This window comes from Halorarum salinum, from assembly GCF_013402875.1.
GTDB classification, from domain to species: domain Archaea; phylum Halobacteriota; class Halobacteria; order Halobacteriales; family Haloferacaceae; genus Halorarum; species Halorarum salinum.
In genome coordinates, this window is the sequence record NZ_CP058579.1 from 798,369 (window position 1) to 814,187 (window position 15,819).

The following is a 15,819-nucleotide window of genomic DNA, read 5'->3' on the forward strand; positions in this document are numbered from 1 at the left end:
CTCCGACAGACTCTAAGTCGGGGGAGGGCCGAGGGCGGACATGCGCAACTACAGGGCGGCGATGGTCGAACCCATCAGCCTCCCGTCCCGCGAGCGGCGCGAGGCGGTGCTCGAGGAGGCCGGCTACAACGCGTTCAACGTCGCGTCCGAGGACGTGTACGTCGACCTGCTCACCGACAGCGGGACCGGAACCATGAGTCGAGACCAGTGGGCCGCCCTGATGCGGGGCGACGAGTCCTACGCCGGCAGCCGGTCGTTCGGACGCCTCGAGGAGGCCGTCGCCGACGTGATGGGGTTCCCGAACGTCGTCCCCTGCCACCAGGGCCGGGGCGCCGAGAACGTCCTCTACGGCTGCCTGGTGGGAGAGGGCGACGTCGTGCTCAACAACGCGCACTTCGACACGACCCGCGCCCACGTCGCCAACCTCGGCGGCGACCCGGTGGACTGCCCGGTCGAGGGCGCCCGCGACCCGAACGCGCCCGGCGACTTCAAGGGGAACTTCTCGCTCGACCGCGCCCGGGAGACGGTCGCGGAGGCGGGCGCGGAGAACGTCCCCGTCGTCGTGCTCACGATCACGAACAACTCCGCCGCCGGCCAGCCCGTCAGCGTCGCGAACACCCGCGAGGTCGCCGACTTCGCCCGCGGGATCGACGCGACGTTCGTGATCGACGCCTGTCGGTTCGCCGAGAACGCCGAGTTCGTCCGCCGGCGCGAGGCCGAGTTCACGGGCGACACGGTGGCCGAGATCGCCCGCGAACAGCTCTCGTACGCCGACGCGCTCGTGATGAGCGGCAAGAAGGAGGGGCTCGCCAACGTCGGCGGCTTCGCGGCCGTCGCCGAGGAGCCCGAGGGCGAGGCCGCCGACCGCCTGTTCGAGCGGGCCAAGCAGCGGGGCATCCTCTACGAGGGGTTCCCGACGTACGGCGGGATGGCAGGCCGCGACATGGAGGCGATGGCGGTGGGGCTCCGCGAGGCGGTTGAGCCGCCCTACCCGGAGGCCCGCCTCGACCAGGTGGCCGCGTTCGGCGACCTGCTCGCGGACGCCGGGCTCCCGGTGTACCGCCCGGTCGGCGGTCACGCGGTCTACCTCGACGCCGGGGAACTGTTCCCGAACGTCGCCCCCGACGAGTTTCCGGGGCAGACGCTCGTCCGCGAACTCTACCGCGAGGGCGGCGTCCGCTGCGTCGAACTCGGGAGCTTCGCGTTCCCCGGCGCCGACCGTCCCGAACTCGTCAGGCTCGCGCTCCCCCGGCGCACCTACGCCCGCGAGCACCTCGAACACGTCGCCGACGCGGGGGCGGCCGTGCTCGACCGTCGCGAGGCGGTCCGGGGACTCGAGATCGTCTCCGAGCCCCCGGTGCCGGAGCTCCGGCACTTCTCGGCCGAACTGCGGCCCGTCGAGTAGGCACCGCTGGCGGCCGGAGCGGCCCCTCGACGGGCGGGACTACCGACCTTCGTACAGCCGGGTGCCGATCCGTTCGGGCAGGCCGGCGGCCTCGACGGCGTCGACGACCGCGTCGACGTCGTACTCGACGCGCCGCTCCTCGACCGACGGGCCGTCGAGGTCGAGCACGGCGTAGGCGGCGCGGGGGTCGCCGTCCCGGGGTTGCCCGACGCTTCCGGGGTTCATCGCGACCCCCTCCGGGAACCGCTCGTGCCCCTGAACGTGCGTGTGCCCGAGCACTAGCACCTCCGGGTCGACCTCCGAGGCGTCGCCGGCGACCGCCGAGCCCCGATCCGCGCCCCCGCCGACCGCCGCCCGGGCGGCCGCGAGCAGGTCCGGGCCGAACTCCTCGGGGTAGACGTACCGGTCGCGGACCGTCGGGTGGCTGTGGACGACGGCGACGCGCCCGTCCGCGACGGCCGTCGCCTCCGGCAGGCCGTCGAGCCAGTCGAGCGCGTCCGCGTCGAGCACGCGGTTCGCGTACTCGACGCCGGCCCGCCCCATCGCGTTGAATCCCGGGGCCGACCCGACGACGGCGGCCCGGTCGTGGTTCCCCTGCACGGTCGGGACCCCGCGCTCGCGGAGTTCCGCGACGCACTCGCCGGGCCAGGGGCCGTAGCCGACGACGTCGCCGGCACAGACCAGGCCGTCGACGGGCGGCAGGTCCGCGAGGACGGCGTCCAGCGCGACCCGGTTGCCGTGCACGTCCGAGATGACGCCGAGTTTCACGCACGACGGTTCGTGCAGGGAGCAGTTATTCGTTGGTCCTCGCCGATCACCCCGACTCAGTATGGGGCGGGCGTGAGCCCTCCGTTCGATCACGACGGCGACGGAGAGGGAATCGGGTACCCCGTCCCGAGCAACGAGTTGCCGTACTCTCCGACGGCGGTTCGAGTCATTACGGGAACAGTTCACGCCGTTCATGTGATAATTCCGATACCAACCGCACGAATTAATCGTGTAGAGCCCCGTGATTCGAGCATGGGAATCGGTCCTCTGTTCGAGGACGAATCCTCCCTGCTCGTGGCCTACTCGCTCGACGGCGACGAGTCGATGAGCGAGGCGACCGTCGAGGCGTTCATCGCGGCGAACGTCGACGTGTTCGACAGGGAGACCACGCTCCACGACTGGATCGACCCCGACGCGCTCGACCGGCTCGACTGGCGGTCGGACCGGCCCATGTACCTGCTCTTCCCCCTCTGGGACCATCTGGTCCTCGTGACGCCGGGGAAAGTGCGTATCTACACCGGCCCCTGACCCGCCACGGTCGGCCGGCTCAGCCGCTCTCCCCGTTCTCCACCGCCAGTTCCACGTTCCCCTCGCCGACGCGGACGCCCGCCGCGCAGACTGCGTGCTCGAAGTCCAGTCCGTAGGCGGTTCGCGCGGCCGCGGCCGCCGTGGTCGGTTCGAACTCGACGGGCCGGGGCTCGTCCTCCTCGTAGGTCGCGACGAGGTGGGGTTCGTCCGCCTCCCGGACGAGCAGCGCGTCCCGTCGCACGACGCCGACGTACCCCGTATCACCGTCGACGACGCCGGCGACCCGAGGGGTGTCGTAGTCGTCCTTCTCGTAGTCGAGCGCGAGCAGCGCCTCGGCGAGGGCGTCGCGGGCGGGGTAGCCGCGGTCGTACTTCTCCGCGACCGGGTCGACGTGCGAGCCGTTCCCGAGGACCGCCGCGCGGCGACCCTCCCCGCCCGCGACCCGGACGCAGTTGTACGAGACGTACGGGTTGTCCGTCGGTTCGGCGTCCGCGGTGGGGCCGACGGTGAGCGTGTTCTCGCCGCGGCGAACGATCTCGCGGTTCGGGAACGAGCGCGAGGAGACGCGGTAGGCGCCGACCGTCGGGCCGACGACGACGAAGCGGCCGATGTACATGCACGGGACTGTGCATCCTCGGCGCAAATAGGTGGCGGTGTATGCACGTTCGAACGGACGCGGCTCCGTTTCCGCCGCACACCCGGCGCTTCTCCGGGGGGAGAGACGGGTTCGGGACGAGGCCGGCGGTCGGGGACTACTCACTGCAGTCCCCGGAAAGCGATAGGGTTTAGTTTCCGAGCGTGTTTCCCACGAGTGCAGTCCCATGGGGTAGTGGCCAATCCTGTTGCCTTCTGGGGGCAACGACGAAGGTTCGAATCCTTCTGGGACTACTTCTCCGACGTTCGAACCCTTCAGCCGTGGGTTTCGAACCTTCCATCCGCGGGTGCGTCCCGGACGTGGCCGTGCTTCGGCCGGACGCTCCACCGGTTCCGCGGTTTGCGGGCGTAGAACGACGGAATACGGCAATGTAAGCCACTATCTTGATGCGTTCTCCGCCCGAAGGGTGAAGAACGCAACCATGGCCGAAACGACCACCCACAGCACCGAGATGACCCGGGAGGAGATGGCCGACTACCTGCGGTCGATCGCCGACGAACTGGGCTCGGGAAGCGGGAGCGTTCGGGTTCCGGTCGGAAACAAGGCGGTGCACCTGTCGCCCTCCGACAGCATCGAATCGGAGGCGACGGTGACCGAACGCTCCCGTCGACTCCGGAAGGACACCGAGGAGATGGTGCTCAAGTTCAAGTGGAACCCGGTCGAGGACACCGCCGAATCCGACACCGGCTCGGCGCCCGCGCGGGATGCGGAACCGGGTCGGGATTCGACGTCCAGGTCGGAAACCGACGACGTGGGCCGATGATGGCGGGTTTCAACGGGGTGGTCAACGCGCTCCTGCAGGTCGACGTCAGTTCGGAAGGGATCGTCAGCGCCGTCTTCGTCTTCCTCGTCAGCCTCATCGTCGGGGCGGCGGCGATCCACATCGGGGCACAGCTGCTGATCGACCGCGACACCGGCTTCCGTCGGGCCACCGTAACGGCCCTGATCGGGGCGATCGCGTACACCTTGGTGGGGCTGTTCCTCGGCTGGATCCCCCTCCTCGGTCCGCTTCTCATGCTCGTCGCGTGGATCGGCGTCATCAACTGGCAGTACCCCGGCGGCTGGGGGACGGCGTTCGGGATCGGGCTCGTCGCCTGGGTCGTCGCCGTTCTCATCCTCTTCGCGCTCTCCCAACTCGGCGTCGTCACGCCCGACGCGCTGGGCGTCCCGGCTACGTAGTCGCCCTCTCCCTTCCCCTCTCGAGGGTCGAACGCTCGCCGGGAGGCTCCCGGCGCCCGCCGTCCGACGGCGACCAAAAACGGTAGGGGTGGGATTCGAACCACACGGGGCCGGCGGGTTCTCACCAGCCTCCACCTCCTTCGGACGGGTGGTGCTCTTGCCAACGAGCTACCCTACCAGACTGCGTACGTACCACTCACGGGGAGACGATTAGTAACGCCCCGCATACCCCCTCCCGCGTCGTACGAACGGCCGAGTCGGTCGGCGCTCGCGTCTCACCCCCGATTTGGGTCACGCGACGCGTCCTCAGAACAGCGTGACGGCGTAGGCGAGCGACGAGAACACCATCAGCACGACGAGGACGATGGCGAGCACCTGCTGTCGATCCATGTCGACACGTTCCGCCTCATCGCCCTTTAATCGCCGTGTCCGAGGCCGTGAGTCGTCCACCGACGGCCGTCGACGGTCCCATCCTGCCGGCGTGCCGACGGTTTAGCACTGCCTAACGAGGCTTCGACCGTGGGATCGGCCGTGGACACGTCACCCGCGACGGAGCGTGACGACGACGACGACGGGTCGATCGCCAGTCCGGTTCGAGGACCGACGTTTCGACTGAAACGGTTACCGAACTCACGTATAGCCCTCTCCACAGGAAACGAGGGGGTGTGTCGGACGGACGTCCGACGCCGGACGACGGGGTTCGGATCCCCCGACGCTCGCTCCCGGGGACCGAACGAACGGGGGATCACTTCTCGACGTCCAGCAGCGCGACCCGCTCGTGAACGACGTCGGACAGCGTCCCCGCCGTCGCGGCCAGTTCCCGATCGGTCACGTCGAAGAACTCCCGGACCAGCGTCTCGTCGTAGCCGCCGAGCGTCCCGGCCGGGTCCAGCAACTCGTCGACCCGCACCGTCGCCGCGTCCTCCTCGCCGCCGACACAGACCGCGACGACCGACGCTTCGCCCTCGCTCACGCCCATCGCGAGCGCCCGGTTGATCTGCCGGCGACCGGCGGCGTAGAGCAGGATCTCGACGCCGCGGTCCCGCGCGACGTTCTCCCCGCGCTCGAACGCCCGGTCGGCCAGTTCGACGGCCCGTTCGAGGTGCTCGCGGTCGACGACGTAGCGGGCGTCGAACGCCTGGACGGTGGCGCCCGTCGCGTCGGCGATCCCGTCGAGGTCGCCGAGGAACGAATCGAGGTCGTCGATCCGGGCGACCCCCTCGACGAGGTTCACGAGAAATCACCGAACGTCGCCTGGCCGCCCTCGTCGTCCCCCTCCACGGCGGCGGTCGCGGCCGCCGAGGCGCCGGCGTCCTTGCGCACGCCGTCCATCGAGGGGTCCTTTCGGCCGACGTTCTCCAGCACTCGCTCGGCGGTCCGCCGCCGCCCCCGCAGGGCGCCGAGCACGACCGGCTTGTCCGCCTCGCGCAGGTCCGCCCTCGTCTCGATTCCCGCCTCGTGGAGCCGTCGAGCGCGCTTGCGTCCCAGGCCGCGGACGCCCGCGAGGTCCAGCAGTTCCTCCCCGACGCCGTACTCGACGCGCTTTCTGGCCTCGCGGACCGCGATGGTGGAGTCGAGGTCGAGTTCCGCCGAGAGCCGTTCGGCCGCGCCCAGCAGCCACTCGGCGGTGTCGACCTTGCCGTGGATGTCGCCCGGGCCGACGCCGTAGCGCTCGGCGATGCGGTCCTCGTCGAGTTCGGACGCCCAGTCCTCGAGCAGGCGAGCGGTCTTGAGCGCGGAGAGCCACTCCTCGAAGGCGACGTCCTCGAACTCCGAGGGCGCGTGGCCCAGGAACTCCCCCTCGCGCTCGTAGAACTCCTCCTCGTACGTCTCCCTGTCGCCCGACTTCAGGTAGAGCTGGTACATGTCGGGGGTGCGCGAGACGAGGTGGTAGAGGCCGAGCGGCGTGACCGTCCGCTCGGTCCCCCCGGCTCCCCCGGCCCTCCCGCTCCCGTCGCCCGCGTCTTCGCCGCCTCTGCCGTCCCCGCCGCCGTCCGCCCCGGACGACGCCGCGAGTTCGTTGCCCGTGACGAACCCCGTTTCCCCCGCCGTGACGCCGGCGTCGACGCCCTCCGCGTCCCGGCCGCCGGACTGGCGATCCGCGGGCGACTGCCGAAGCGACTCCGCGTCCGCCTCGGCGGCCTCCAGCCCGTCGATGATCTCGGCGGCCGACATCGGGTCGAGGTAGAGCCGCGAGACGGTGTGGCCGATGCCGGTCGCGGTCAGGCTCCCGCCCTCGCGGTCGAGGAACCCGTTGACCTCGAGATACTCCAGCACCCTGTCGGTCACCTCCGCCAGCCGGGCGTCGTCGTCGGTCTGGCTGGCGTACAGCGTCCGGTCGAGGAAGTCGAGCAGCCCCTCGCGGGACGTGGCGAACCCGGAGGCGACCGTCGCGAGCACGTGGGTGCGGAGCGCGGGTTCGGCGGCGAGCTTCGACCTGACGGCCTCGGGTTCGGCCCAGAGGTAGCGCTCGAACAGTTCGTCCATCGTGTCGCGGTCCTTCGCGAGCAGGATGGCCTCGCCGTAGGGGTCGAGCCCCGGCCGGCCCGCCCGGCCCATCATCTGGTGGACCTCCAGGGTGTCGAGCGGTTTCATGCCGCCGAACTCGCCGTCGTAGCGCTTCCAGTCGCGGACGATCACCCTGCGGGCTGGCGTGTTCACCCCGGCCGCGAGCGTCGGCGTCGCGCAGATGCACTTGACCAGCCGGTCCCGGAAGGCGTCCTCGACGAGCGACCGGTGCTCCGAGGCGAGCCCCGCGTGGTGGAACGCGGCGCCCTTCTCCACGCAGCGCGCGAGGTCCTCGCTCGTGTCGGCGTCGGAGACGTCCCGGATCTCCGCGGCGAGTTCCCGGAGGTCGTTCTTCTCGCCGGCGTCGAGCCGTCGGCTCGTCACCTCGGCCATGCGCTTGGCGGCGCCCTCGGCGTTTCGGCGGGAGTTGACGAACACGAGCGAGGAGCCGCCCTGCCCGTCGATGCGCTCGTCGAGCGCGTCGGCGACGAGCGACTCGGTCTGCTTCTCGCCGGTCCCGACGGGCACCTCGCGCTGGCTCCCGTCGTCGAAGTTGACGGCGTTGCCGTAGTGGACCCCGGTCTTCAGGTCGATCGGGCGCCAGTCGGACTGGACGAGGTCGGCATCGAGCCAGTCGGCCACCTCGTCGGCGTTGCCGACCGTCGCCGAGAGCGCGACGACCTGCAGGCCGGGGTTGACCCGGCGGAGCTTCGCCAGCGTGACCTCCAGCGTCGGTCCCCGGTGGGAGTCGTCCACGAGGTGGACCTCGTCCGAGACGACGCAGGTGAGGTCGTCGACCCACGCGGCGCCGTTGCGCACCAGCGAGTCGACCTTCTCGGAGGTGGCGACGATGACGTCGCGGGAGGCCAGCCACTCGCCGTCGGACTCGTAGTTGCCCGTCGACACGCCCACGTCGACGCCGAACTCCTCCCAGCGCTCGAACTCGGCCTTCTTCTCGGAGGCGAGCGCCCGCAGCGGGACGATGTAGAGCGCCTTCCCGCCGCGCTGGACCGCCGACAGCATCGCCAGTTCGGCGATCAACGTCTTGCCCGACGCCGTGGGGACGGAGGCGACGACGGACTCGCCGTCGGCGACGCCGGCCTCCACCGCCTCGGCCTGGGGCGGGTAGAGCTCCTCGACCCCCTCGTCCTCCAGCGCCTCGGGGACGCCCGGCGGGAGGGTCGAGAGGTCGGATGGCTTCATTGGGTGTTCTAGCGCCGTTCCGTGGTTTAAACTGTCGGACCCGGAGCGGAAGTGATTCTCGTTTGGGGTGGTTTTGTAATCTGGTTTGCTCGGTCAACAAAGCGCCTACGGGTCTTGAGACTCAGAATTCAACTGTCCAACACCTCTGCAGGTTTTAAGTAGAAATAGGGACAATTAATTACCAAATTCTGACAGAGGTGGATTTGAGTGAGCTGGGACTGTTAGCAAGGACGATATGGAATTACCTCCAATTAGGGCTGGGTTTGTCTCTCATTGCGTATCCTATTCTCCAGGTATCCAATGAGATCTTTCGAAAGATAGGCGGTGAACCGTTGCCGCAAGAGACTTTCCAGAAGCCCTTCGATACGTTCTGTAACTGCCTCTTCCATCCTATCGAACAGGGAGTAGACGACTCCGGTCAGTCGATCTGGCGGTCTGAAATGGCCCTCAAGGGAGCGGTAGCAGTCACCGTTGTTTCCTTTGCTGTGATTTTGGAAGTCGTCTCTCTCACTACTGTAGCCGGAATCTCAATTGCCGGTGCTCACTTGATAGGTTGGGAGGTTGAATTCGCCACCCTTGGCTACAAGATCGTCGCTATCGTTGTCCTGCTCATAATTGCTTTGATGGACGCGAGGTATGATCGAATTAATCAAAAAATCAAAATCTCTTGATTCACGTTCGGAATTCCCCTGAATCGCCTCACCCTTCCGTCTGCTTGGTCACCGACTTCAGTTTTTCATTGGAGTGGTACAGCACCGTAGTGCAAACCGCGAAAGCCCCCGCGGCTGTCGGCTCGGTGCGGCCGCTGCGCTCCTTGCGTTCACTCGCTCTGCTCGTTCCCGCTGCGGTGCTTGGCGGTCCGCGCCGTCGCCGACAGCCGCGGCCCCTTTCAGTCCCACCCGACAGCACCGCACCTCACCCTCCCCAGCCTCCTGCGCTCCTCGCGTTCACTCGCTTCGCTCGTTCACGCTCCGGTGCTCGTCCCTCGCGCGCGTATGCTCGCCCCACGAGGGGGCTCGCGTCGCGCGCGCCGATCGGCCGGTTCTCCGCGTGACATCCCCCCGAAAAATCCGGCCACGGCGTTTGCAGGGAGATCACGCCGGGACGGCCGACCCCGCCCGGGTTCGGGTTCCGAGGGCTCGGAGCGGTCGATTCCCCTCGCGTCCCGCCCGCCCGTCACCGGGCGGTTTACGGTCGCGCGGCCGCTCCGATAGCCCATGAGCGTCCGCGAGGAGTTCGACGCGTGGGCGGCCGACGGCCGCGACAGGGGGATGGAGGAGCGCCACTGGCACACGGCCAAGCACGTGCTCGCCCGGATGCCCGTGGAACCGGGCGAGACGGTGCTCGACCTGGGCACCGGGAGCGGCTACGCGCTCCGCGCGCTGGCGGACACGAAGGGGATCGGCCGCGGCTACGGCCTCGACGGCTCGCCCGAGATGGCCCGGAACGCCCGCGAGTACTCCCGCGAGGCGGACCCGGCCACGGACCTCGGCGGAGAAACCGGAGCCGCCTCGGCCACCGATTTCGGCTTCGTCGTCGGCGACTTCGGCCACCTCCCGTTCGCGGACGACTCCGTCGACCACGCGTTCACGATGGAGGCGTTCTACTACTCGGCGGACCCCCACGAGACGCTCCGCGAGGTCGCCCGCGTGCTGCGGCCGGGCGGGACGTTCCACTGCGCGGTGAACTACTACGAGGAGAACGTCCACAGCCACGCCTGGCAGGGGAACATCTCCGTCGAGATGACCCGCTGGGACGCCGAGCAGTACCGCGAGGCGTTCCGCGAGGCGGGGCTGGCGATCGCGACCCAGGACAACGTCCCGGACCGCGAGGTGGAGATCCCGCCGGCCGGGGAGTTCCCGACGGAGAACTGGGAGTCGCGCGAGGCGATGGTCGAGCGCTACCGGACCTACGGCACGCTGTTGACGGTCGGCGTGGCCCGCTGACGGCCGACGCCCTCGCCGACGATCGGGACCCGCCGACGGTCGGCGACGCGCGCCGCGACCCTGCACCGACCACGTCAAGGAATATATCGCCGGTCGCCGTCGGTACCCTCGTCGATGGACGAGGACCGCGACGGGTCCGACCGGAGCACCGGCGAGCGGTCGCGGCGCGACGTGCTGCGGGCGGGCGGCGTCCTGACCGGGGTCGCGCTGAGCGGCCCGGGCCTCGCGGCCGGCGTCCCGGCCGGGGACGCGGATCCGACCGACGACGAGGACGCGGACGAGGGGGGCACAATCGGGACGTGGGCGGCGAGCCCCCAGCAGCCGACGGACGACGCGGGTCACGTCAGGGGGTTCCGCGACCGGACGATCAGGAACGTCGTCCGGACCAGCGTCGGCGGCGCCGGCGTTCGGGTGCGGTTCACGAACGCGTACGGCCGGGGGAGCCTCACGATCGACGACGCCTCGGTCGGGATCTGGGACGCGGACTCGCGGACCGTCCGCGGGGGGACCCGCCCGGTGCCGTTCGACGGCGACGGTTCGGTCACGATCCGACCGGGCGAGCGCGCGTACAGCGACCCGGTCCCGCTGGAGGTGGGACCCGAACGGGACGTCGCCGTGAGCCTCTACGCGGCGGCTCCGACCGGGCCGCCGACGACCCACGAGGACGCCCGCAGGACCACCTATCTCGCCGCCGGCAACCGCGTCGACGACGCCGACGGCTCCGCGTTCTCTTCCCCGCCGGCGGGCGAGTCGGACGTCACGGCGTCGTGGTTCCTCCTGGAGGGGCTCGACGTCGTCGACCCCGCCCCCGACGTCGGCGGGTCGATCGTCTGTCTCGGCGACTCGATCACCGACGGCGTCGGCTCCTCGCTCGACGCGAACGCCACGTACCCCGACCGCCTCGCCGAACGGGTCAACGGCGACCCGGGCGTCCGGCGGTCCTTGCTCAACGCCGGCATCGGCGGGAACCGACTCCTCGACGACACCTCCTGCTGTGGCTCCGCCGCGGTCGAGCGCTTCGAGGACGACGTCCTCGCACGGCCCGGCGTGACCGACGTGGTCCTCCTCGCGGGGATCAACGACGTCGGGTACGCCGCGCGAAAACGGGCCGCGGACGTGACCGTCGACGACCTCGTCTCGGGGATGGAACGGATCGTCGAGGGGGCCCACGGGAACGGGGTGCGCGTCGTCGGCGGGACGCTCACGCCGTTCCGGGGGGCGTCGTACTACACCGCGGGGGGCGAGCGGGTACGCCGGACGGTCAACGAGTTCGTCCGGACGGGCGGCGCGTTCGACGGGGTGGTCGACTTCGACGAAGCGATCCGCGACCCCGACGACCCCCGGCGCCTCCGGCCGGCGTACGACAGCGGGGACCACCTCCACCCGAACGACGACGGCTACCGGGCGATGGCCGAGGCGGTCGATCTCGACCTGTTCCGGGACCTCGACGACGAGGAGGACGGGTAGGATCGGGCGACGCGGCGGCGACGATCCGCCTCACTCGACGCCGACGACGTACGCGTCCGCGGGGTCGAACCCGAGGGTCACGGCGCCCGACAGGTTCCGGTCGGTCAGCGCCGTGAGCCGCGTCCCGTCCCAGTCGCAGTGGAGGCGGGTGGCGTCGCCGAGGAACTCCGCGCTGCGGACCGTCACGGCCAGGCGGTTCCCGGCGTCGGCGGCGGCCGCGGCGTCCGTGGCGTCCAGGACGTCCGCAGTGGCCCGGTCGCTCCCGGCGTCCACGGCACGGAGGCGTTCCGGGCGGACGCTGACGACCGCGCGGTCGCCGACCGAGAGCGACCCGTCGGCGACGACGAGGTCGCGGCCGGCCACGTCGACGGTCGCCCGCCCGTCGTCGACGGCGAGCACCTCGCCCGAGAACACGTTGTTGTCGCCGAGGAACTCCGCGACGAACCGGGTCGCGGGCTGCCGGTACACGTCCCGGGGAGCCCCGACCTGCTCGACCCCGCCGTCGTTCATCACCGCGACGCGGTCGGAGACGGCGAGCGCCTCCTCCTGGTCGTGGGTGACGTAGACGGTCGTGATCGCGAGTTCCCGCTGGATCTCGCGGACCTGCACCCGGAGGCGCTCGCGCAGGCGGGCGTCCAGCGCGGACATCGGCTCGTCGAGCAGCAGCAGGCGTGGGCCGGGCGCGAGCGCCCTGGCGAGCGAGACGCGCTGGCGCTGGCCGCCCGACAGCGTCGACGGGTCTCGCTCCCCGAACCCGGGGAGGTCGACCAGGTCCAGCAGTTCGGCGACGCGCTCCTCGCGGCTCGCGCCCCCGGGCGGGTCAGCGAAGCGCAGGCCGTAGCCGACGTTCTCCGCGACGGTCATGTGCGGGAACAGCGCGTAGTTCTGGAAGACGACGCCGACCCCGCGCGCCTCCGGCGGGACCCCGCGCATCGGCTCGCCGCCGATGGCGACCGATCCGCCCGTGGGCGACTCGAACCCGGCGACCGCGCGCAGGGTGGTCGTCTTCCCGCAGCCCGACGGCCCGACGAGCGTGAAGAACTCGCCCGGCTCCACGTGGAGGTCGACGCCGTCGAGCGCGGTCGTCGAGCCGTACTCGACCCTGAGGTCCTCCAGGCGGACGTCGGCCGCGGCGCGCGTGCCGCGACCGGGCCGTCCGTCGCCGTCCGGGCGCCCGCCGGCCCGGGACCCCTCCTCAGCCACGGAACCCACCTCCGACGCGCTCGATGACGACGAACGAGGCGGCCGTCACCGCGAGCAGCACCGTGCCCATCGCGGTCGCGGGGCCGAGCCGTCGGCCGATGAACCGCTCCACGGCGACCGGCATCGTGTACACGTCGCCGCCCTCGGCGAGGATGACCGTCGCGTCGAACTCGCCGACGCTGATGGCGAACGCGAACGCCGCGCCCGCGACGACCCCCGGCCAGACCAGCGGCAGTTCGACGTCCAGCAGCGCGCGGACCCGCGAGGCGCCGAGCGAGCGGGCCGACTCGACGAGCGTCCGGTCGAGGCCGTCCAGCCCCGGCGAGACGTTCCGGACGACGAACGGGTAGGCCGCGACGGCGTGGGCGGCGACGATGGCCGCCGGGCCCGAGGCCGTGAACCGGTAGCCGAACGCCTCGACGCCGAACACCAGCCCCCGGAGCAGGCCGAGGCCGACGACGATGCCCGACACGGCCAGCGGCGCCATCGACAGCGCGTCGACGAGCACCCGGCCGCGGAACCGTCGCGTGGTGAGCACGCCCATCGAGACGCCCATCGGGAGCGCGACGACGAGCGTCGCGGCGCCGAACGCCAGCGAGTTCAGGACGGCCGGAAGCGGCCGGACCTGGAACGCCGCCCCCGACACCTGCCGGCGGAGCAGGAACCGGTAGGCGTCGAGGGTGAACCCCCCGTCCACCGTCAGACTCGCGTACACCATGCTGACGATGGGCCCGAGGAACACGACCAGCACTACCCCGGCGTAGCCGGCGACCGCCAGCCGGGAGGCGAGTCGGTCGCGCGTCCAGGCGGTCGCATCGGTCCACCGCTCGGGGAGCAGTCGCTCCCGCGCGAGCGGGCGGACGTCCCGGCGCTCGGCGGTCTGCTCGCGCTCGTACCGGAGGTACACCGCCGTGAGCGTGAGCGAGACGGCGGATTCGACGGTCGCCAGCGCGGCCGCCTCGGCGTAGTCGAGCTGTCGGACCGCCGAGTAGACGAACACCTCGACGGTCGCGTACTCGAAGCCGCCGAGCGCGAGCACGATGGGGAAGGAGGCGAACGTGAACACGAACGTCAGCGTCGCGCCCATCAGCACCGCCGGGAGGAGCTGTGGGACCACCACGTCCCGAAACGCCCGCGAGGGGGAGGCGCCGAGCGAGCGGGCCGTCTCGACGGCGCCCGCGTCGACGGACTCCCAGGCCGCCGTCGTCACGCGGGTCACGAGCGGGGCGTTGTAGAAGGCGTGCGCGACGATTATCGCGCCGAGCGACGGGAGCAGGTCGAGCCGACGGAGGCCGAGCGCGCCGAGCAGGTCGTTGAGCGTCCCGCCCGCGCCGAAGGTGGCGTAGAAGCCGACCGCGACCATCACCGAGGGGAGCACGAACGGCACCATCGTCAGCGACTTCAGCGTCTCGCGCCCGCGGAACTCGAACCGGGAGAGCACCCACGCGCCCGGGAGGCCGAGCGCGACGCTCGCGAGCGTCGAGAGGAACGCCTGCCAGGCGGTAAAGCCGAACACGCGGACGACGTAGAACTCGTCGGTCAGCACCTCGACGAGCGGCCCGAACGTGAACCGGCCCTCCTCCCGGACGGCCTCGACCAGCACCGTCGCCACGGGGTAGTAGAACAGCGCGACGAGGAGCAGGGCCGTCGCGACCGCCAGCAGGGGGAGCGCGCGCCGTTCGAGGACGCCGGTCCGTCCGGCCCGACTCACCCGCCGGCGAAGCGCCGCGCCCACTGGTCGGTCCATTCGTCGACGTTCCCTTGCAACTCGTCGTACGTGAAGGTGACCGGTTCCGGCGGCTCCATCGCGTACTGCGAGTAGTCCTCCGGCAGCGGGGCGTCGTCGATGGCCGGGAAGGCGACGTTGCGCTGGGCGATGCCGGCCTGGACCTCCGGCCGGAGCATGAACGACATGAACTCCTCCGCGAGCCCCGGCGCGTCGCTGTCGGCGAACCGGGCCATCCCCTCGGGGTTGGCGTATCCCTGGTCGTTGAGGAACCGAACCTGGTGCTTCTGGAGGTCCTGGTCCTCCATCGCCGCGTACACCTGGTCGGTGGAGTAGGAGACGACCATCGGCGCCTCCTCGCTCTCGTAGGCGCTGTAGGCGTCGGTCCAGCTCCCCAGCACGGTCACGCCGTTCTCGCGCAGGCGGTCCCAGTAGTCGAGGAAGCCGTCCGGCCCGTACTGCTTGACGGTGTGGAGCATGAACGCCTCGCCGGTCGCGGCGCTCGTGGGGTTCTGGGCGATGAGGTCCCCCTCGTACTCGGGTTCGGTCAGCCCCTCGAACGTCTCGGGGGCGGCGAACTCGCCGTCGTCCATCGTCGCGTTCCAGACGAGCGAGACGTAGCCGGTGTCGAACGGCACCGCCCGGTTCCGCGGGTCGAACTGGAGCCCCTCACGCAGGCGGTCGGTCCCCTCCAGATCGCCGGCCTCGGCGAACAGGGGGTCGGTGAGTTCGCCCTCGCCCTGCCGGCCGTCCGCGTCGATGAGCTGTCCGGTGTCGAGCCCGACGTACACGTCCGCCTCGAACTCGACGCCCTGGATGGCCCGCTCGAGGTAGTAGTTCAGCTCGCTGTCGGGCGTCTGGTAGACGAGCGTCGCGTCGAACTCCGACTCGAACTCCTCCTTGAGCCACGCGCCGGGGCTCGTGCTCGGCGCGTCGACGAACGGCGGGTACGTCGCCACGACGAGCGTGTCGGCCCCCTCGGGGGTTCCGGTCGTCGTCCCCGTCGGTTCGGTCCCGGCGTCGGCGGGGGTGTCGGTTCCCTCGTCGAGGGGTTCGGCCTGACAGCCCGCCAGGAGGGCGGTGCCGCCGGCCCCCGCGGCCGTCAGGAACTCGCGTCTCGTTCGGTTCATTACCAGGTGGTCACACTCTGTGGTACTTAACGGGCGTGGTCCGTCGATGATTCGACCGGTTTCGCCGGTGCGAACCGAACGAGCCGTTCGTCCCGTCCCGT

At 70.7% G+C, this 15,819-nt stretch carries 15 protein-coding genes and 2 tRNA genes; 8 read left to right on the forward strand and 9 right to left on the reverse strand.

Features of this window, described 5'->3' with window-relative positions:
• Nucleotides 1-40: 40 nt before the first annotated feature.
• Nucleotides 41-1,405, forward strand: coding sequence for a tryptophanase (locus HUG12_RS03805; RefSeq protein WP_179267498.1), 1,365 nt, complete (start codon nucleotides 41-43; stop codon nucleotides 1,403-1,405).
• 39 nt (nucleotides 1,406-1,444) lie between these two features.
• Here HUG12_RS03805 and HUG12_RS03810 read toward each other — a convergent pair whose 3' ends face one another.
• Nucleotides 1,445-2,173 (reverse strand): metallophosphoesterase family protein, encoded by a 729-nt coding sequence (locus HUG12_RS03810; RefSeq protein WP_179267499.1) that lies wholly within the window; start codon nucleotides 2,171-2,173, stop codon nucleotides 1,445-1,447.
• Between the two features lie 252 nt (nucleotides 2,174-2,425).
• On the opposite strand from HUG12_RS03810, the gene HUG12_RS03815 reads away from it, so the two are divergent.
• Nucleotides 2,426-2,701 carry a HalOD1 output domain-containing protein gene (locus tag HUG12_RS03815; protein WP_179267500.1) on the forward strand — a complete coding sequence of 92 codons (276 nt, stop codon included), beginning with the start codon at nucleotides 2,426-2,428 and terminating at the stop codon, nucleotides 2,699-2,701.
• Nucleotides 2,702-2,720: 19 nt separating this feature from the next.
• Here the strand turns inward: HUG12_RS03815 and HUG12_RS03820 are convergent, their stop codons facing one another.
• Nucleotides 2,721-3,317 (reverse strand): IMP cyclohydrolase, encoded by a 597-nt coding sequence (locus HUG12_RS03820; RefSeq protein WP_179267501.1) that lies wholly within the window; start codon nucleotides 3,315-3,317, stop codon nucleotides 2,721-2,723.
• A 199-nt stretch (nucleotides 3,318-3,516) separates the two neighbouring features.
• On the opposite strand from HUG12_RS03820, the gene HUG12_RS03825 reads away from it, so the two are divergent.
• From HUG12_RS03825 to HUG12_RS03835, 3 genes are all read left to right on the forward strand, one after another.
• Nucleotides 3,517-3,589: transfer RNA gene (locus HUG12_RS03825), tRNA-Gln, on the forward strand.
• 188 nt (nucleotides 3,590-3,777) lie between these two features.
• Nucleotides 3,778-4,119 carry an amphi-Trp domain-containing protein gene (locus HUG12_RS03830; RefSeq protein WP_179267502.1) on the forward strand — a complete coding sequence of 114 codons (342 nt, stop codon included), beginning with the start codon at nucleotides 3,778-3,780 and terminating at the stop codon, nucleotides 4,117-4,119.
• Nucleotides 4,119-4,535: a hypothetical protein gene (locus HUG12_RS03835; protein ID WP_246308136.1), complete on the forward strand. Its 417-nt coding sequence runs from the start codon at nucleotides 4,119-4,121 to the stop codon at nucleotides 4,533-4,535. The genes HUG12_RS03830 and HUG12_RS03835 overlap by 1 nt, the downstream gene beginning before the upstream one ends.
• A gap of 80 nt (nucleotides 4,536-4,615) precedes the next feature.
• Here HUG12_RS03835 and HUG12_RS03840 read toward each other — a convergent pair.
• The 4 genes from HUG12_RS03840 to HUG12_RS03855 all read right to left on the reverse strand — a co-directional run bounded on the left by HUG12_RS03840 (nucleotide 4,616) and on the right by HUG12_RS03855 (nucleotide 8,246).
• A tRNA-OTHER gene (locus HUG12_RS03840) sits at nucleotides 4,616-4,713 on the reverse strand.
• 128 nt (nucleotides 4,714-4,841) lie between these two features.
• Entirely contained in the window at nucleotides 4,842-4,985 is a 144-nt protein-coding gene (locus tag HUG12_RS03845) for a hypothetical protein (protein ID WP_179267503.1), read from the reverse strand.
• Nucleotides 4,986-5,280: 295 nt separating this feature from the next.
• Nucleotides 5,281-5,769, reverse strand: a complete 489-nt coding sequence (cgi121, locus tag HUG12_RS03850; protein WP_179267504.1) for a KEOPS complex subunit Cgi121 — start codon at nucleotides 5,767-5,769, stop codon at nucleotides 5,281-5,283.
• Nucleotides 5,766-8,246, reverse strand: a complete 2,481-nt coding sequence (locus tag HUG12_RS03855; protein WP_179267505.1) for an ATP-dependent DNA helicase — start codon at nucleotides 8,244-8,246, stop codon at nucleotides 5,766-5,768. Before HUG12_RS03855 ends, cgi121 begins: the two co-directional genes overlap by 4 nt.
• 203 nt (nucleotides 8,247-8,449) lie before the next feature.
• On the opposite strand from HUG12_RS03855, the gene HUG12_RS03860 reads away from it, so the two are divergent.
• The 3 genes from HUG12_RS03860 to HUG12_RS03870 all read left to right on the forward strand — a co-directional run bounded on the left by HUG12_RS03860 (nucleotide 8,450) and on the right by HUG12_RS03870 (nucleotide 11,659).
• Nucleotides 8,450-8,917, forward strand: coding sequence for a hypothetical protein (locus HUG12_RS03860; RefSeq protein WP_179267506.1), 468 nt, complete (start codon nucleotides 8,450-8,452; stop codon nucleotides 8,915-8,917).
• A gap of 546 nt (nucleotides 8,918-9,463) precedes the next feature.
• Entirely contained in the window at nucleotides 9,464-10,192 is a 729-nt protein-coding gene (locus tag HUG12_RS03865) for a class I SAM-dependent methyltransferase (RefSeq protein ID WP_179267507.1), read from the forward strand.
• A 114-nt stretch (nucleotides 10,193-10,306) separates the two neighbouring features.
• Entirely contained in the window at nucleotides 10,307-11,659 is a 1,353-nt protein-coding gene (locus HUG12_RS03870) for an SGNH/GDSL hydrolase family protein (RefSeq protein ID WP_179267508.1), read from the forward strand.
• A 30-nt stretch (nucleotides 11,660-11,689) separates the two neighbouring features.
• Here HUG12_RS03870 and HUG12_RS03875 read toward each other — a convergent pair whose 3' ends face one another.
• The 3 genes from HUG12_RS03875 to HUG12_RS03885 are packed head-to-tail and all read right to left on the reverse strand — an operon-like array spanning nucleotide 11,690 to nucleotide 15,718.
• A complete protein-coding gene (locus HUG12_RS03875; RefSeq protein ID WP_179267509.1) occupies nucleotides 11,690-12,862 on the reverse strand; it encodes an ABC transporter ATP-binding protein in 1,173 nt (390 codons plus the stop codon).
• On the reverse strand, nucleotides 12,855-14,609 hold the full coding sequence (locus HUG12_RS03880) for an ABC transporter permease (protein ID WP_179267510.1): 1,755 nt from the start codon (nucleotides 14,607-14,609) through the stop codon (nucleotides 12,855-12,857). The genes HUG12_RS03875 and HUG12_RS03880 overlap by 8 nt, the downstream gene beginning before the upstream one ends.
• Nucleotides 14,570-15,718: a thiamine ABC transporter substrate-binding protein gene (locus HUG12_RS03885; RefSeq protein ID WP_179267511.1), complete on the reverse strand. Its 1,149-nt coding sequence runs from the start codon at nucleotides 15,716-15,718 to the stop codon at nucleotides 14,570-14,572. The genes HUG12_RS03880 and HUG12_RS03885 overlap by 40 nt, the downstream gene beginning before the upstream one ends.
• Nucleotides 15,719-15,819 lie beyond the last annotated feature (101 nt).

Coding starts and splice junctions, on each gene's coding strand:
- HUG12_RS03805 (WP_179267498.1), top strand. CDS start 41: ATGCGCAACTACAGGGCGGCGATGGTCGAACCCATCAGCCTCCCGTCC.
- HUG12_RS03815 (WP_179267500.1), top strand. CDS start 2,426: ATGGGAATCGGTCCTCTGTTCGAGGACGAATCCTCCCTGCTCGTGGCC.
- HUG12_RS03820 (WP_179267501.1), bottom strand. CDS start 3,317: ATGTACATCGGCCGCTTCGTCGTCGTCGGCCCGACGGTCGGCGCCTAC.
- HUG12_RS03830 (WP_179267502.1), top strand. CDS start 3,778: ATGGCCGAAACGACCACCCACAGCACCGAGATGACCCGGGAGGAGATG.
- HUG12_RS03835 (WP_246308136.1), top strand. CDS start 4,119: ATGGCGGGTTTCAACGGGGTGGTCAACGCGCTCCTGCAGGTCGACGTC.
- HUG12_RS03855 (WP_179267505.1), bottom strand. CDS start 8,246: ATGAAGCCATCCGACCTCTCGACCCTCCCGCCGGGCGTCCCCGAGGCG.
- HUG12_RS03865 (WP_179267507.1), top strand. CDS start 9,464: ATGAGCGTCCGCGAGGAGTTCGACGCGTGGGCGGCCGACGGCCGCGAC.
- HUG12_RS03870 (WP_179267508.1), top strand. CDS start 10,307: ATGGACGAGGACCGCGACGGGTCCGACCGGAGCACCGGCGAGCGGTCG.
- HUG12_RS03880 (WP_179267510.1), bottom strand. CDS start 14,609: ATGGACCGACCAGTGGGCGCGGCGCTTCGCCGGCGGGTGAGTCGGGCC.
- HUG12_RS03885 (WP_179267511.1), bottom strand. CDS start 15,718: ATGAACCGAACGAGACGCGAGTTCCTGACGGCCGCGGGGGCCGGCGGC.